16 protein-coding genes are annotated in these 13881 nt (G+C 62.7%); 9 read left to right on the forward strand and 7 right to left on the reverse strand.

The features are described 5' to 3' along the window. Window positions 1-47 precede the first annotated feature (47 nt). From trpA to AC0L2B_RS30385, 3 genes are read right to left on the reverse strand one after another with little or no spacing between them, the layout of a single operon-like run. Entirely contained in the window at window positions 48-887 is an 840-nt protein-coding gene (trpA, locus tag AC0L2B_RS30375) for a tryptophan synthase subunit alpha (protein WP_128172852.1), read from the reverse strand. A gap of 2 nt (window positions 888-889) precedes the next feature. Continuing rightward, a complete protein-coding gene (gene trpB / locus AC0L2B_RS30380; protein ID WP_473748003.1) occupies window positions 890-2140 on the reverse strand; it encodes a tryptophan synthase subunit beta in 1251 nt (416 codons plus the stop codon). Between the two features lie 33 nt (window positions 2141-2173). Beyond that, window positions 2174-2833, reverse strand: coding sequence for a phosphoribosylanthranilate isomerase (locus AC0L2B_RS30385; protein ID WP_473748265.1), 660 nt, complete (start codon window positions 2831-2833; stop codon window positions 2174-2176). 139 nt (window positions 2834-2972) lie between these two features. On the opposite strand from AC0L2B_RS30385, the gene AC0L2B_RS30390 reads away from it, so the two are divergent. Further along, entirely contained in the window at window positions 2973-3191 is a 219-nt protein-coding gene (locus AC0L2B_RS30390) for a hypothetical protein (protein WP_023796889.1), read from the forward strand. Window positions 3192-3318: 127 nt separating this feature from the next. On the opposite strand, the gene AC0L2B_RS30395 is transcribed toward AC0L2B_RS30390, so the two are convergent. The 4 genes from AC0L2B_RS30395 to AC0L2B_RS30410 all read right to left on the reverse strand — a co-directional run bounded on the left by AC0L2B_RS30395 (window position 3319) and on the right by AC0L2B_RS30410 (window position 6692). Continuing rightward, window positions 3319-4077 carry a M48 family metallopeptidase gene (locus AC0L2B_RS30395; RefSeq protein ID WP_027152023.1) on the reverse strand — a complete coding sequence of 253 codons (759 nt, stop codon included), beginning with the start codon at window positions 4075-4077 and terminating at the stop codon, window positions 3319-3321. Between the two features lie 104 nt (window positions 4078-4181). Continuing rightward, a complete protein-coding gene (locus AC0L2B_RS30400) occupies window positions 4182-4652 on the reverse strand; it encodes a DUF2852 domain-containing protein (RefSeq protein WP_023796888.1) in 471 nt (156 codons plus the stop codon). Between the two features lie 117 nt (window positions 4653-4769). Further along, window positions 4770-5912, reverse strand: a complete 1143-nt coding sequence (locus AC0L2B_RS30405; protein ID WP_236377961.1) for a benzoate/H(+) symporter BenE family transporter — start codon at window positions 5910-5912, stop codon at window positions 4770-4772. A 3-nt stretch (window positions 5913-5915) separates the two neighbouring features. Next, window positions 5916-6692 carry an alpha/beta hydrolase gene (locus AC0L2B_RS30410; RefSeq protein ID WP_128170369.1) on the reverse strand — a complete coding sequence of 259 codons (777 nt, stop codon included), beginning with the start codon at window positions 6690-6692 and terminating at the stop codon, window positions 5916-5918. A gap of 211 nt (window positions 6693-6903) precedes the next feature. Between AC0L2B_RS30410 and infC the strand changes: the two genes are divergently transcribed. From infC to pheT, 8 genes are all read left to right on the forward strand, one after another. Continuing rightward, a complete protein-coding gene (gene infC, locus AC0L2B_RS30415; protein WP_077374810.1) occupies window positions 6904-7440 on the forward strand; it encodes a translation initiation factor IF-3 in 537 nt (178 codons plus the stop codon). A gap of 139 nt (window positions 7441-7579) precedes the next feature. Beyond that, entirely contained in the window at window positions 7580-8224 is a 645-nt protein-coding gene (locus AC0L2B_RS30420) for a methyltransferase family protein (RefSeq protein ID WP_023796884.1), read from the forward strand. A gap of 51 nt (window positions 8225-8275) precedes the next feature. Continuing rightward, complete coding sequence (locus AC0L2B_RS30425) at window positions 8276-8932, forward strand: methyltransferase family protein (RefSeq protein WP_287171451.1); 657 nt, start codon at window positions 8276-8278, stop codon at window positions 8930-8932. Between the two features lie 175 nt (window positions 8933-9107). Further along, window positions 9108-9311 (forward strand): 50S ribosomal protein L35, encoded by a 204-nt coding sequence (gene rpmI, locus AC0L2B_RS30430; protein WP_006201248.1) that lies wholly within the window; start codon window positions 9108-9110, stop codon window positions 9309-9311. A 37-nt stretch (window positions 9312-9348) separates the two neighbouring features. Beyond that, complete coding sequence (rplT, locus tag AC0L2B_RS30435; protein WP_023796882.1) at window positions 9349-9750, forward strand: 50S ribosomal protein L20; 402 nt, start codon at window positions 9349-9351, stop codon at window positions 9748-9750. A gap of 95 nt (window positions 9751-9845) precedes the next feature. After that, entirely contained in the window at window positions 9846-10931 is a 1086-nt protein-coding gene (gene pheS, locus AC0L2B_RS30440; protein WP_473748004.1) for a phenylalanine--tRNA ligase subunit alpha, read from the forward strand. Further along, entirely contained in the window at window positions 10928-11350 is a 423-nt protein-coding gene (locus AC0L2B_RS30445) for a GFA family protein (RefSeq protein ID WP_027152017.1), read from the forward strand. The genes pheS and AC0L2B_RS30445 overlap by 4 nt, the downstream gene beginning before the upstream one ends. Next, entirely contained in the window at window positions 11347-13755 is a 2409-nt protein-coding gene (pheT, locus tag AC0L2B_RS30450) for a phenylalanine--tRNA ligase subunit beta (protein WP_473748005.1), read from the forward strand. Before AC0L2B_RS30445 ends, pheT begins: the two co-directional genes overlap by 4 nt. Window positions 13756-13881: the final 126 nt, after the last annotated feature.

Raw genomic sequence — 13881 nt, forward strand, 5'->3', positions numbered from 1 at the left:
TGGAAACCGGTTTTCGGTGGAGATCATGGTCAACCAGAAGATCAAGACTATTCGGCGGCAGCAAGGCGGGCCGCGCGCACGCCTTGCGAAAGCCCGCTGACCAGCGTGGCGACCGCCTCGGCCGGGTCGGCGGTCTTTTCGCCCTTCGGCCCCAGAACATTGGCGACCGCATTGACGATCGCAGTGCCGACGACGACGCCGTCGGCCGACGCTCCGATGATGCGCGCCTGCTCGGCGGTCTTGACGCCGAAGCCGACGCAGACCGGCAGGTCGGTATGGCCCTTGATGCGCCCGACCGCCGCCGCCACCTTGCCGGTGTCGGCAAGTGCTGAGCCGGTGATGCCGGTCATCGACACGTAATAGACGAAGCCAGAGGTGTTCTGCAGCACCTTGGGCAGGCGCTTGTCGTCGGTGGTCGGCGTCGCCAGCCGGATGAAATTGATGCCGGCCTTCAGCGCCGGAATGCACAGCTCCTCATCCATTTCCGGCGGCAGGTCGACGACGATCAGCCCGTCTATGCCGCTGGCCAGCGCATCGCCGAGGAAGCGGTCGACGCCGTGGATGTAGATCGGATTGTAGTAGCCCATCAAAACAATCGGCGTTTCATTGTCGGCGGCACGGAATTCCGACGCCATCTTCAGCGTCTTGACCAGCGTCTGCCCGCCTTTCAGCGCGCGCAGGCCGGCCGCCTGGATCGCCGGGCCGTCGGCCATCGGATCGGAAAACGGCATGCCGAGCTCGATGATGTCGCTGCCGGCGCCGGGCAATGCCTTCATGATCGACAGCGAGGTGTCGTAGTCGGGGTCGCCACCCATGAAATAGGTGACGAGTGCCGGGCGCCCTTCGGCCTTCAGCTTGGCCATACGGCGGTCGATGCGGGTGGTCATGATCAGATCTCCATGCCCAGCATATTGGCCACCGTATGCACGTCCTTGTCGCCGCGGCCGGACAGGTTGACGATGACGATCTGGTCCTTGTCCATGGCGGGCACGATCTTCACCGCATGCGCGATGGCATGGGCGGATTCGAGCGCCGGAATGATGCCTTCGACGCGTGTCGTCAACTGAAACGCCTCCAGCGCCTCGTCGTCGAGAACAGGCACATAGTCGACGCGGCCACTGTCGCGCAGCCAGGAATGCTCCGGCCCGACGCCGGGATAGTCGAGGCCGGCCGAAATCGAATGCCCGTCCATGATCTGCCCGTCGGCGTTCTGCAGGAGATAGGTGCGGTTGCCGTGCAGCACGCCGGGCGCGCCGGCGTTCATTGAGGCGCAATGCTCGATGCCGTCGAGGCCGCGGCCACCGGCCTCGATGCCGATGATCTTTACGCTGCGGTCGTCGAGGAACGGGTGAAAAAGGCCGATGGCGTTGGAGCCGCCGCCGACGGCGGCGATGATCGTGTCCGGCAGCCGGCCTTCCTGCTCGAGGATCTGGGCGCGCGCCTCGATGCCGATCACCGACTGGAAGTCGCGCACCAGCTCCGGATAGGGGTGCGGGCCGGCGGCGGTGCCGATCAGGTAGTAGGTATCCTCGACATTGGTTACCCAATCTCGAAGAGCTTCGTTCATGGCGTCCTTCAACGTGCCGTGGCCAGCGCTCACCGGCCGCACCTCGGCGCCGAGCAGCTTCATGCGGAAGACGTTCGGGCTTTGCCGGGCGACGTCGGTGGCGCCCATGTAGACGACGCACGGAAAGCCGAAACGCGCCGCCACGGTGGCCGACGCCACGCCGTGCTGGCCGGCGCCGGTCTCGGCGATGATGCGTTTCTTGCCCATGCGCTTGGCCAGCAGGATCTGGCCGAGGCAGTTGTTGATCTTGTGCGAGCCGGTGTGGTTCAGATCCTCGCGCTTGAAATAGACCTTTGCGCCGCCCCCGAGGCCCTTAGCCGCGGAAACCTCGCGAAGATGCCTGGTCAGGCCTTCGGCGAAATAAAGCTTCGACGGCCGCCCGGCATAGTGGGTCGAAAGGTCAGTCAGTTCGGCCTTGAAATCCGGATCGTCCTTGACCTCGTTCCAGTGCCGCTCGAGGTCGAGGATCAGCGGCATCAATGTTTCGGCAACGAAACGACCGCCGAAGATGCCGAACATGCCCTGCTCGTCGGGTCCGGTGCGGAAGGAATTGGGTATCGCCGGCTTGTTCATCGCCGATCTCCTAGCTTGTGGTTTGAAGCACGGTCAGGCGGCGCGGCTGTCGCGTGCTGCCTTGACGGCCCGGAAAAACTGTTCGATCAGCGCCGGATCCTTGACGCCCGGCGCGCTTTCCACGCCTGAGGAAATGTCTAGTCCGGGCGGGTTGGCAAGCCGAAAGGCATCGCCGATGTTGGCGGCGTTGAGCCCACCGGAAAGCATGTAATCGACGCTTGCGTCAAGGCCGGCCAGAATGCGCCAGTCGAAAGCAATGCCGTTGCCGCCCGGCAGTTGCGAACCCTTCGGCGGCTTGGCGTCGAACAAGAAACGGTCGGCAACGCCGACGAAGGGTCTTATCCGCTCCAGGTCGGCAACCTCGCTGACCGGCAGCGCCTTCATCACCGGCAGGCCATAGCGGGCCTTGATCTCGGCCACCCGCTCCGGCGTTTCCGAGCCATGCAGCTGCAGCATGTCGGGCTGCATTTTTTCGACGATTTCATCCAGAAACGCATCGCCGGCGTCGACTGTCACGGCAACCGCCCTGGCCTTGCCAATTGCCGCTTCGCGCAAGCGGCCGGCTTCCGCCGGCTCGACATAGCGCGGGCTTTTGGCAAAGAAAATAAAGCCGACATGGCTGGCGCCGCCGGCCAATGCCGCGGCCAATGCCTTGTCGGTCTTCAGTCCGCATATCTTGATGTCGAGCGCCATGACGCGGGGATTGGCACGAAACGGCAAAAGAGTCGAGAAAAAGCGCATGTTTGCCACCGGCGCGGAACGCGCTACCTTCCTAAGACAAGAGAGCGGAACGGGCTACTTACTTCAGATAATACAGGCGGGAGCAAACAGCATGGCAGACGATACCGTCGCCCAACTCAGGCAAAAAGTCGCCCAGGCTCGCGAGGTCATCGCCCATCTGATGGACAAGGCCGCATTCAATGGCGCCGAGGCACACCGCGCGCTCGACTATTTCGGCAGCAACGCCTTCAAGAAGGACTTCCTGCCATGGCCGCGCCATACCGACGAAGGCTTGAGGCCGGAGGAGTTGAATGCGGCGAATGACGACTGAGCGGCAGTGCAGGAGTAGTGAATAGTGAATAGTGAATAGTGAATAGTGAATAGTGAATAGTGAATAGTGAAGGAGGCTCTCTCACTACTCACTCCCATTCACTATTCACTATTCACTATTCCGGACCCTATTCGAACATGATCGCTTGCAGCGCGCCACCATTGCGCTTGAGCCAGTCCTTGCAGCGCTCGGTGTCGGGGCAGAGCTGTTCGCACAATTTCCAGAATTTCGGGCCGTGGTTCATCTCCTTGAGATGCGCCACCTCATGCGCGACGAGGTAGTTTATGACCGGTCGCGGCGCCATCATGATCCGCCAGGAGAACGACAGGTTGCCGTCCGACGTGCATGACCCCCAGCGGCTCGACGTGTCCTTGAAGCGGATTGCCTTGGCGCGCTTGCCGATCGTCCCGGTGTGCCTGACCACCAACCGCTCGATCTCGCGCTTGGCCTCGCGCTTGAGGAAATCGGCGATGCGGCGCGGCAGGTGCACGCGCTCGCCATGCACGATCATCAGCGGACCGCGTTCGTCGCACGACAGCGTGACGGTACCGCGTTTCGAGGGCTCATGAACGATGCGATGCGGCACGCCGCGCACCGGTATTTTGATGCCGGGCCGCACCTGCGGCCGGTTGGGCACCTTGGCCAGCCGCTGCTCCAGCCAGTCCTGATGGCGGTCAAGGAATTTTTCCACCTCGCCTCGCCGCAGGCCCGGTGGCACGGTGATGCGCAGGCCCCGGCCACCGGAATCGATGCGCAGCGTCAATCGCCGCGCCCGGTCGCTCTCGACGATCTTGAGCGGCAGCGTGCGGCCGGCAACACAATGCTCCCGCTCCACGACGGGGGCGGGCCTGGGTTTGGTCAGGTTGCGGAAGAAGCCGAATGACATGGCCGGAACGATACGTGATTCGAGGAAAACGAATAGAACAAAAAAGAAACGGCGCCGCTGACGCGACGCCGTTTTTGATTATTATTTATGTCGAGGCAAGTGACTTACTCGTCAAGCAGGCCTGGCGTGGATTTGCCACCGCCGGTTGTGGGCCCGCCGGTTGTGGGCGACGTCGACTTGTTGCGGTTCGCCATGAAGCGGTCGAACTCTTCCTGGTCCTTGGCGCGACGCAATTCCCTGGCGTATTCGTCGAACTCGCTCAGCATCTCGTCGAGCTTGCGGCGCTCTTCATTGAGCCGCTCGAGTTCTTTTTCGCGCCAGTCGTCGAAAGCGACGTTGCCGGTGCGGGCAGAGCCGTGGCCCCAGCGCGCCGCTTTGTCGGAACCGCGGCGGCAGCCGGCGAAGATGCCGTCGGTCGCGCGGTTGACGTCGCGCTTGAAGCCGTCAAGCCGGTCGCCCCAGATGATGTAGGCGAGCATGGCGAGGCCGAGCGGCCAGAACACCATAAAACCGATCACCATCAGAGCGATGGTCGCCGGCGTCCATGCCGGACGGATCAATGCAGATGTGTTCATTTTCTCCCAATCCTTCAGTTGGAGACAGCCAATCCCGGCTGCGTGGAATCGAAATGGGATGAGAAAAACGGCGATTCAAGACAGTGTCGGCCAAAACCGGACAAGCGTTTGAAATGATTATCGCTTTTTGAGCGTTTCAAGGAAAAGGACGACCAGGCCCGCAATCAGGCCCCAGAACGCCGCACCGACGCCGAACAGCGTCAGCCCCGAGGCGGTGACGGCAAAGGTGACGGTAGCGGCCATGCGTTCGCCGTCTTCCTTCAAGGCGATCGACAGCGCGTTGGCGAGCGGCGCCATCAGCGCCAGTCCGGCGACAAGTACGATCAGGCTCTGCGGCAGCACGGCGAAGATCGCCACCAGCGAGGCGCCGAAAATGGCGAAGACGAGGTAGGCAAGCGCGTAGAAGGGACCGGTCTTCCAGCGCTCGCCCGGATCGGGATGCACGTCGGGGCCGGTGCAGATCGCCGCCGAGATCGCCGCCAGGTTGGTGGTCGAGGCCCCGAATGGTGCCGACAGCAGCGAAAGCAGGCCGGTGACGCCGATCAGCGGGCCAGGTTCCGGGTGGTAGCCCGCCGCCCTCAGCACGGCGAGGCCGGACAGGTTCTGCGACGCCATGGTGACGAGATAAAGCGGCAGCGCCAAGCCGATGATCGCCGTGACGGTGAACTGCGGCGCAATCAGCGTCAATGTCGAAAGTTCCGGGGTCGGCAGACCACCGACCCGGCCGGTGAGGAAGGCGGCAGCGCCGCCGCCGATCAGCACCGCCAGCACCGAGAGCGCCGGATTGAACAGGCGGATGACAAAGAAGGCGGCGATCAGCGGCAGGATCAGCCACGGGTCGACGGGAATCGCCTTCACCGCATTGATGGCGAAGGTGACGACGATGCCGGCGAGCATCCCCGACGCGACCGAGGCCGGTATCCTGGCGATCAGCTTGGTCAAGGGCCTGAACAGGCCGGTGGCAATCAGCAAAATCCCGGTGACGATGAAGGCGCCGACGGCCTCGTTGATCGAAAAGCCGCTCGACGCCGCGATCAGCGCCACCCCCGGCGTCGACCATGCGGCGATGACCGGCATCCTGGTGCGCCACGACAGCCACAGGCTCTCGATCGCCATCGCGAGGCAGATCGCCGTCACCCAGCTCGCGGTTTCGACTTGCGTCGCACCGACTGCCTTGGCGGCGGCGATGACGATGGCCAACGTGCCGCCGAAGCCGACAATCGCTGCAACGAAGGCGGATACCGGAATGGAAATGCGCATGTCCTAGCCTGCCTGCCGCACGATGGCATTGACCGCCCGCACCAGCATGTCGAGATCCTGAGGCCGCGACAGGCGATGGTCGCCGTCGGGGATCAGCGACAGCGTGACGTCGTCGGCCGGCAGCAGGCCGACCAGTTTCAGCGCATGGCTCGGCGGCACGTCGGCATCGGCCAGCCCTTGCAATATGTGGACGGGGCAGTGGGTGTCGATCGGCCCGGTCAGCACCCGGTTGTTGCGGCCGTCCTCGATCAGCGCTCGGGTGTAGATGTAAGGCTCGGCCGAATAGTCCGACGGCTCCTCGAAAAAACCTTTTTTGGCAAGATCGCGCTTCTGCGCTTTGGTCAGCGCCGGCTCGACCAACTCGGCGGTGAAATCCGGCGCCGGCGCTAGAAGCACCAGACCGGCGATGCGGTTCTCGCCTGGCGTGTGCAATTCCTGGCGCAATTCCTGGACCATGCGCAGCGCGATCCATGCGCCCATCGAGGAGCCGACCAGGATTTGCCTGCCTTGCGTGAAATGATTGAAGACGGCGAGACTTTGCGAAAGCCAGTTCGAGACGGTGCCGTCCGCAAAGGCGCCGCCCGATTCGCCGTGACCGGAATAGTCGTGACGCAGGAAAGCCCGGCCTTGCCCGCTCGCCCATTCCGCCAGCTTCTCGGCCTTGGTGCCCAGCATGTCCGACTTGTAGCCGCCGAGCCAGACAATGCCTGGCTCGGCACCCGCAGCGCGCCTGACAGCGATGCTGGTTCCGTCGACGTCGAGAAAAACCGGTGCGGTCATGGCTCACTCCTTACGCAGGTCTTTTGACACAGCGGACGGTTCAACGAAAAGTGCTCGGCAACTTTCTTCGTTTGGTGCAGGCAGAAGTCAGGGAACAGGTGATTTCCTGTGAGCGCTGTGCTATTGACTCCGGCCGCGCGCTCACCACATTGGCGCGTTCGCAATTCTGAATTGAAAACCCCCAACGAAACGGCTCAAGGAGACCACGACCATTCGCAGACCTTTCAAAGCAACGGCGCCCACCAAGGAGGGCCCGCGCTCCAACCGTGACATCCGGGTTCCCCGGGTCCAGCTTATCGACGCCGAAGGCCACAACCATGGCGATGTCTCCATCAACGACGCATTGCTGCTCGCCGAAGAGGCTGGGCTCGATCTGGTCGAGATATCGCCCAACGCAGTGCCGCCCGTCGTAAAAATTCTCGATCTCGGCAAGCTGAAATACGCCAACCAGAAGAAGGCGGCCGAGGCGCGCAAGAACCAGAAGGTCATCGAGATCAAAGAGATCAAGATGCGCCCGAACATCGACAGCCATGACTACGAGACCAAGATGAAAGCGGTCCGGCGGTTTTTCGAGGAAGGTGACAAGGTCAAGTTGACATTGCGCTTTCGCGGCCGCGAGATGGCGCATATGGAACTCGGCATGCAGCTTTTGAACAAGGTTCGCGAGGAAGTTGCACCCATCGCCAAAGTCGAAGCCGAACCGAAGCTCGAAGGCCGCCAGATGATGATGGTGCTGGCGCCCCGCTAAGCGATTCCGCTAAAGCGGTCCCGTCAAAGCAAAGGCCGCTTCGGCGGCCTTTTGTTTGTTTTTGTCTTCGCCATGATTTCTCCGCAAGTTGCATCGACAAGGATTCCGGTTGCCGGTCCTCGCGGCGAAAGGATTGTCCATGGCCGCTGCGGCACGTTCTCCGATTGAAAGATCGTTCGACGAAATGGGCCGCTATCAGCGGCGCCGGCGCGTCCTGCTGGCGCTGCTGATCGGTGCTTTTTGCGCTTTGCTGATCTTCGGCGGCTCCACCCACGATGAACTAGGCCACGAACGCATAGAGGGGCAGTACGGCATCGCCCTGATACTGATCGGGATCGGCGGCCGGCTCTGGTCGATCCTCTATATCGGCGGCCGCAAGTCGGCCGAACTGGTTGCTACCGGCCCATATTCGGTGATGCGCAACCCGCTGTATTTTTTCTCCACCATAGGGGCCGCCGGCATCGGCGCCCAGACCGGCAGCGTGATCGTCTCGGTGGCGTCGGCGGTTTTGTGCGCGGCCGCGTTCTACATCGTCACGCTCCGCGAGGAACGGCATTTGACGACCGTGCTCGGGGCGCCGTACAAGGACTACATCGCACGGGTGCCGCGGTTTTTTCCCAATCCCCGGCTTTATCGCGATCAGGCCGAGGTCACCTTCACACCGCGCATTTTTAATCACACGCTGCGCGACGGCTTGATGTTCGTGGCTTCCGTACCGTTTTTCGAACTCATCGAGTCCGGACAGGAAAGCGGTGTAATTCCCGTCCTCTTCTGGCTGTATTGAACTGCGGATGCCGCGATCGCCGGCAAGTTCCTCGACGATTGGATTCCCGACATGCTCAATGAAGTTAAATCGGCGCAGGCCGAACAAGCGCAGGCCAGGCGTGCGCTGGGCAGGTATCAGCACGCGCGCAGGATGGTGCTTGCCGCCCTCGTGGTCGTCATGTTCGCAGCGCTGCTGTTTGGCCAGTCTGCTTTTCCTCCCGAAAGCGTGCCGCACGAAACGATCGAAATGGTCGGCGTCCTGCTGATCTTTCTTGGCATTGTCGGGCGCTTGTGGTCGACGCTCTATATCGGCGGACGCAAATCCTCCGAGGTGGTTACCGGCGGACCCTATTCGATCACCCGCAATCCGCTCTATGTCTTCTCCTCGATAGCTGCCGCCGGCGTCGGCGCGCAGATGGGCTCGATCACTGCGGCGATCGGCTTCGCGGTGATTTGCGCCGCCGCCTTTCATGTCGTCATCCTGCGCGAAGAGACGTTCCTGAAGGAGGCCTTCGGAACGCCATTCCAGGCCTATATGGCGCGAGTGCCGCGCTTCTTCCCGAAGCTTTCGCTGTATCAGGAAGGCAACACCGGCAGCTTCAAGCCGCGCCTGCTGCGGACGACGCTGCTGGACGGACTGGTGTTCCTCGTTGCCATGCCGTTTTTCGAATCGATCGACGCCGCCCAGCAATCGGGCATACTGCCGGTGCTGTTCCGTTTCCCATAGGCCCATTGTGTGTCGGCACGAGGTGTTGCACGCCGGCCCGCTTTGACGTATAGCACCGCCGTTCCCAAAAACCGCCCGGCAGGGCATGCCGTGGCGGTTTCATTTGCTTTTCGGGCTTTGGTCGGCCTGAAGCGAACAAAAAGCGCGATGATGCGCACATAAACGGAGTAGCAAAATGCCCAAGATGAAGACCAAGTCAGCCGCCAAGAAGCGGTTCAAGATCACAGGTACGGGAAAAGTCCTGTCGGCTGCGGCCGGCAAGCGTCACGGCATGATCAAGCGTTCCAACAAGTTCATTCGAAATGCCCGCGGCACGATGGTTCTGGCTGAACCGGATGGCAAGAAGGTCATCAAGAATTTTCTGCCGAACGGCCTCTAAGGCATTCGGTCTGGACAAGTTTTAAGGAGATCATGACATGGCACGCGTAAAAAGAGGCGTCACCTCGCACGCCAAGCACAAAAAGGTACTGAAAGCCGCCAAGGGTTTCTACGGCCGCCGCAAGAACACCATTCGCATCGCCAAGCAGGCGGTGGAAAAGTCGCTGCAGTATGCCTACCGCGACCGCAAGAACCGCAAGCGTTCGTTCCGCGCCCTGTGGATCCAGCGCATCAATGCCGCTACCCACGAGCATGGCCTGACCTATGGCCGGTTCATCGACGGTCTCAACAAGGCCGGCATCGAGATCGATCGCAAGGTCCTGTCGGACATGGCCATCCACGAGCCGCAGGCATTTGCCGCCCTTGTGGCCAAGGCCAAGGTCGCGCTCGAGTACCTCAAGAACACCACGCCGAACGCTTTTGAAAGCGCTGTAGCCTAACCAGCGCCTTCCCAAGCACATCGACACTTGATTTGGGAAACCCGCGCTGGCAGGGCTGGCGCGGGTTTTTCTTTGCCTTCAATCGAGTCTGAAACATGAGTGACATGGAAACTCTCGAAAATTCCCTGATGAGCGACATTTCGTCGGCCGCAGACGAGCAGGCGATCGAAGCCGTGCGTGTTTCAGCGCTCGGCAAGAAGGGCTCGGTCTCCGAAATGCTGAAGACGCTCGGCTCGATGAGCGCAGAAGAGCGCCAGATAAAAGGCCCGGCGATCAACGGTCTCAAGAACCGCATCACCGAGGCGCTTACCGCGCGCCGCGCCGAACTCAAGGACGCAGCGATCGCATCACGGCTCGCGGCGGAAAAGGTCGACGTCACACTGCCGGTGCGGCAATCGACGGCCGAGCGCGGCCGCATCCATCCGATCAGCCAGGTCAGCGACGAGATTGCCGCGATCTTCGGCGACCTCGGCTTTGCCATCGCCGAAGGTCCCGATATCGAGACCGATTACTACAATTTCACTGCGCTGAACTTCCCGGAAGGCCATCCGGCGCGCGAGATGCATGACACCTTCTTTTTCCAGCCGGACGAGAAGGGCGAGCGCAAGCTTTTGCGCACCCACACCTCGCCGGTGCAGATCCGCACCATGGAGATGCAGAAGCCGCCGATCCGCATCGTCATTCCCGGAAAAACCTACCGCCAGGATTCCGATGCCACGCACTCGCCGATGTTCCATCAGGTCGAAGGGCTGGTGATCGACAGATCAGCCAACGTCGCCAACATGAAATGGGTGCTGGAGGAGTTCTGCAAGGCCTTCTTCGAGGTACGCCAGGTCAAGATGCGCTTCCGGCCGAGCTTCTTCCCGTTCACCGAACCCAGCATGGAGGTCGACATCCAGTGCGACCGTTCGCGGCCGGGCGAGGTGCGCTTCGGCGAAGGCTCCGACTGGATGGAGATCCTCGGTTGCGGCATGGTCCACCCCAATGTGCTGAGATATGGCGGGCTCGATCCCGACGAATATCAGGGCTTTGCCTGGGGCATGGGCATCGATCGCATCGCCATGCTGAAATACGGCATGCCGGACCTGCGCGCCTTCTTCGACGCCGATGTGCGCTGGCTGTCGCATTACGGCTTCCGGCCGCTCGACATGCCGACGCTGTTCGCAGGCTTGAGCACATGACAGCGGCCCACACCGGCGGCTGCCGCTGCGGCGCCGTGCGGTTCGAGGCTTCGGCCGAACCGCACCATGTCAGCTATTGCCATTGCGGCGATTGCCGGCGGGCCAGCGGCGCGCCGGTATCGGCCTTCGTCGGCTTCATCACCGAGCAGGTCGCCTTCACGGGCAAGGCGCTGAAGATGTTCGAGAACGGGCCGGTGACGCGCTCCTTTTGCGGCATCTGCGGTTCGCCGATCGCCTATGTCGATGAGCGGCTGGCCGACCACATCTATTTCATGCTCGGCGCCATGGACATGCCGGCCTATTTCAAGCCGACGCACCACGCCCATGTGCGCGAGCAGCTTCCCTTCGTGCACATGCCGGATGACTTGCCGAGACATCTGAAGACCAGCGTGCCCAGACCAGACGGAACACAGTCATGAAATTCACCCTCTCCTGGCTCAAGGACCACCTCGAGACCGACGCCTCGCTCAACGAGATCGTCGAGCGGCTGACCTCGATCGGCCTCGAAGTCGAGCATGTCGACGACAGATCGAGCCTAAAACCCTTCGTCATCGCCAAGGTGCTGGCGGCAGTGCAGCACCCCGATGCCGATCGGTTGCGCGTGCTGACGGTCGATACCGGCGACGGCAAGGCACCCGTGCAGGTTGTGTGTGGAGCGCCGAACGCCCGCGCGGGCCTGATAGGCGCCTTTGCAGCACCCGGCACCTATATTCCGGGCATCGACGTGACGCTGACGGTCGGCAAGATCAGGGGCGTCGAAAGCCACGGCATGATGTGCTCCGAGCGCGAGCTTGAGCTTTCCGAAGAGCATGACGGCATCATCGATCTGCCGGCCGATGCGCCGGTCGGCACCAGCTTCGCCGCCTATGCGCATCTCGACGATCCGGTCATAGAGATCAATTTGACGCCGAACCGTCCGGACGCGACCAGCGTCTACGGCATTGCCCGCGATCTGGCGGCGAGCGGGCTCGGCCGCCTCGTCGGCGGCGCGATCATGCCGCATGCCGGCAGCGGCATGTGCCCGGTGAAGGTGACGATCGAAGCCCCTGAACTCTGCCCCGGCTTCGCCCTGAGATTGGTGAAAGGCGTGAACAACGGTCCGTCGCCGAAATGGCTGCAGCAGCGGCTGATCGCCATTGGGCTTCGGCCGATCAGCGCGCTGGTCGATATCACCAATTTCGTCACCTTCGATCGCGGCCGGCCGCTGCATGTGTTCGACGCGAACAAGGTCGCCGGCAACCTTACCGTGCGCCGGGCGCGTGACGGTGAAAAGGTGCTGGCGCTTGACGGCCGCGAATACACGCTGACGCCTGACATGTGCGTGATAGCCGACCAGGACGGCGTCGAATCGATCGCCGGCATCATGGGCGGCGAACATTCCGGCTGCGACGAGAACACCACCGACGTGCTGATCGAATCGGCGCTTTGGGATCCGATCACCACGGCCCGCACCGGCAGGACGCTCGGCATCATCAGCGATGCGCGCTACCGCTTCGAGCGCGGCGTCGACCCGGAATTCATGGTGCCCGGCGTGGAGTTGGCGACCAAGCTGGTGCTGGACTTCTGCGGCGGCACGCCGACCGAAACCGAAGTCGTCGGCTATGCCGGTCACGCGTCGAAGATCGTTTCCTTCCCGCTGTCGGAAGTGAGGCGGCTGACCGGCACAGAGGTGCCCATGGAGGAGAGCCTCGCCATTCTTTCGCGCCTCGGCTTCAAGCCGGAAGGCGCGGGCGATGTCGTCGATGTGGCGGTGCCGTCCTGGCGGCCGGATGTCGACGGCAAGGCCGATCTGGTCGAGGAGGTCATGCGCATCCATGGCGTCGACAACATCGCGCCGCAGCCGCTCGGCGCGCACGATGCCGTCAACGCCAAGATCCTGACTGTCCTGCAGGTCCGCACCCGCGCCGCCAAGCGGGCGCTGGCGGTGCGCGGCATGATGGAGGCGGTCACCTGGTCGTTCATTCCGGCAAAACATGCCGAACTGTTCGGCGGCGGCCAGACCGCACTGAAGCTCGCCAACCCGATCGCTGCCGACATGTCCGACATGCGGCCGTCGCTGCTGCCGGGCCTGATCGCCGCCGCGCAGCGCAATGCCGACAAGGGCATCGGCGATGTCGCGCTGTTCGAAGTGTCCGGCACCTACGAGGGCGATGCGGCCGACCAGCAACGGCGCGTCGCCGCCGGCGTGCGGCGCGGCACGGCCAAGCTCGAAGGCTCCGGCCGCCACTGGGCCGGCAATGCCGGTCCGGTCGGCGTGTTCGACGCCAAGGCCGACGCGATCGCAGCACTTGAAGCCTGCGGCGCGCCGGTCGAGCGGCTGCAGATCGAGGCCGGCGGCCCGGCCTGGTATCATCCCGGCCGCTCCGGCACGATCAAGCTCGGGCCGAAGGTCATTTTGGGAACATTCGGCGAGTTCCACCCGAAGACGCTGGAGGAACTCGACGTTTCCGGGCCGCTCTGCGGCTTCGAGATTTTCATCGATGCCGTGCCCGAGCCGAAGGCCAAGCCGACGCGGACAAAACCGAGACTGGAGCTGTCCGCCTTCCAGGCGGTCAAGCGCGATTTCGCCTTCGTCGTCGACAAGGCGGTCGAAGCCGGCACGCTGACCCGCGCAGCCCTTGCCGCCGACAGGAAGCTGATCACCAACGTCTCGGTCTTCGACGTGTTCGAAGGGGCGTCACTCGGCGCCGCCAAGAAATCGATCGCCATCGAAGTGTCGATCCAGCCGGTCGAAAAGACGCTGACCGACGAGGATTTCGAGGCGCTGGCCAAGCGCATCGTCGAGAATGTGCACAAGCAGACTGGTGGTGTGCTGCGGGCCTAAGTTGCAAACTAAGAAGGGGTACCGCGCCATCTTGCCTTCTCCCCTTGTGGGAGAAGGTGGATTGGTGCGTAGCGCCAAGACGGAAGAGGGGTGTTGGACGGAGCGCGGCTTTTGCCAAGCTGGAAC

Source organism: Mesorhizobium sp. WSM4815, assembly GCF_055811575.1.

Excerpts from the sequence above, each read along its gene's own strand:
- trpA (WP_128172852.1), bottom strand. The coding sequence starts at position 887 with ATGACCACCCGCATCGACCGCCGTATGGCCAAGCTGAAGGCCGAAGGG.
- trpB (WP_473748003.1), bottom strand. The coding sequence starts at position 2,140 with ATGAACAAGCCGGCGATACCCAATTCCTTCCGCACCGGACCCGACGAG.
- AC0L2B_RS30385 (WP_473748265.1), bottom strand. The coding sequence starts at position 2,833 with ATGGCGCTCGACATCAAGATATGCGGACTGAAGACCGACAAGGCATTG.
- AC0L2B_RS30390 (WP_023796889.1), top strand. The coding sequence starts at position 2,973 with ATGGCAGACGATACCGTCGCCCAACTCAGGCAAAAAGTCGCCCAGGCT.
- AC0L2B_RS30395 (WP_027152023.1), bottom strand. The coding sequence starts at position 4,077 with ATGTCATTCGGCTTCTTCCGCAACCTGACCAAACCCAGGCCCGCCCCC.
- AC0L2B_RS30400 (WP_023796888.1), bottom strand. The coding sequence starts at position 4,652 with ATGAACACATCTGCATTGATCCGTCCGGCATGGACGCCGGCGACCATC.
- AC0L2B_RS30405 (WP_236377961.1), bottom strand. The coding sequence starts at position 5,912 with ATGCGCATTTCCATTCCGGTATCCGCCTTCGTTGCAGCGATTGTCGGC.
- AC0L2B_RS30410 (WP_128170369.1), bottom strand. The coding sequence starts at position 6,692 with ATGACCGCACCGGTTTTTCTCGACGTCGACGGAACCAGCATCGCTGTC.
- AC0L2B_RS30420 (WP_023796884.1), top strand. The coding sequence starts at position 7,580 with ATGGCCGCTGCGGCACGTTCTCCGATTGAAAGATCGTTCGACGAAATG.
- AC0L2B_RS30425 (WP_287171451.1), top strand. The coding sequence starts at position 8,276 with ATGCTCAATGAAGTTAAATCGGCGCAGGCCGAACAAGCGCAGGCCAGG.
- rpmI (WP_006201248.1), top strand. The coding sequence starts at position 9,108 with ATGCCCAAGATGAAGACCAAGTCAGCCGCCAAGAAGCGGTTCAAGATC.
- rplT (WP_023796882.1), top strand. The coding sequence starts at position 9,349 with ATGGCACGCGTAAAAAGAGGCGTCACCTCGCACGCCAAGCACAAAAAG.
- pheS (WP_473748004.1), top strand. The coding sequence starts at position 9,846 with ATGAGTGACATGGAAACTCTCGAAAATTCCCTGATGAGCGACATTTCG.
- AC0L2B_RS30445 (WP_027152017.1), top strand. The coding sequence starts at position 10,928 with ATGACAGCGGCCCACACCGGCGGCTGCCGCTGCGGCGCCGTGCGGTTC.
- pheT (WP_473748005.1), top strand. The coding sequence starts at position 11,347 with ATGAAATTCACCCTCTCCTGGCTCAAGGACCACCTCGAGACCGACGCC.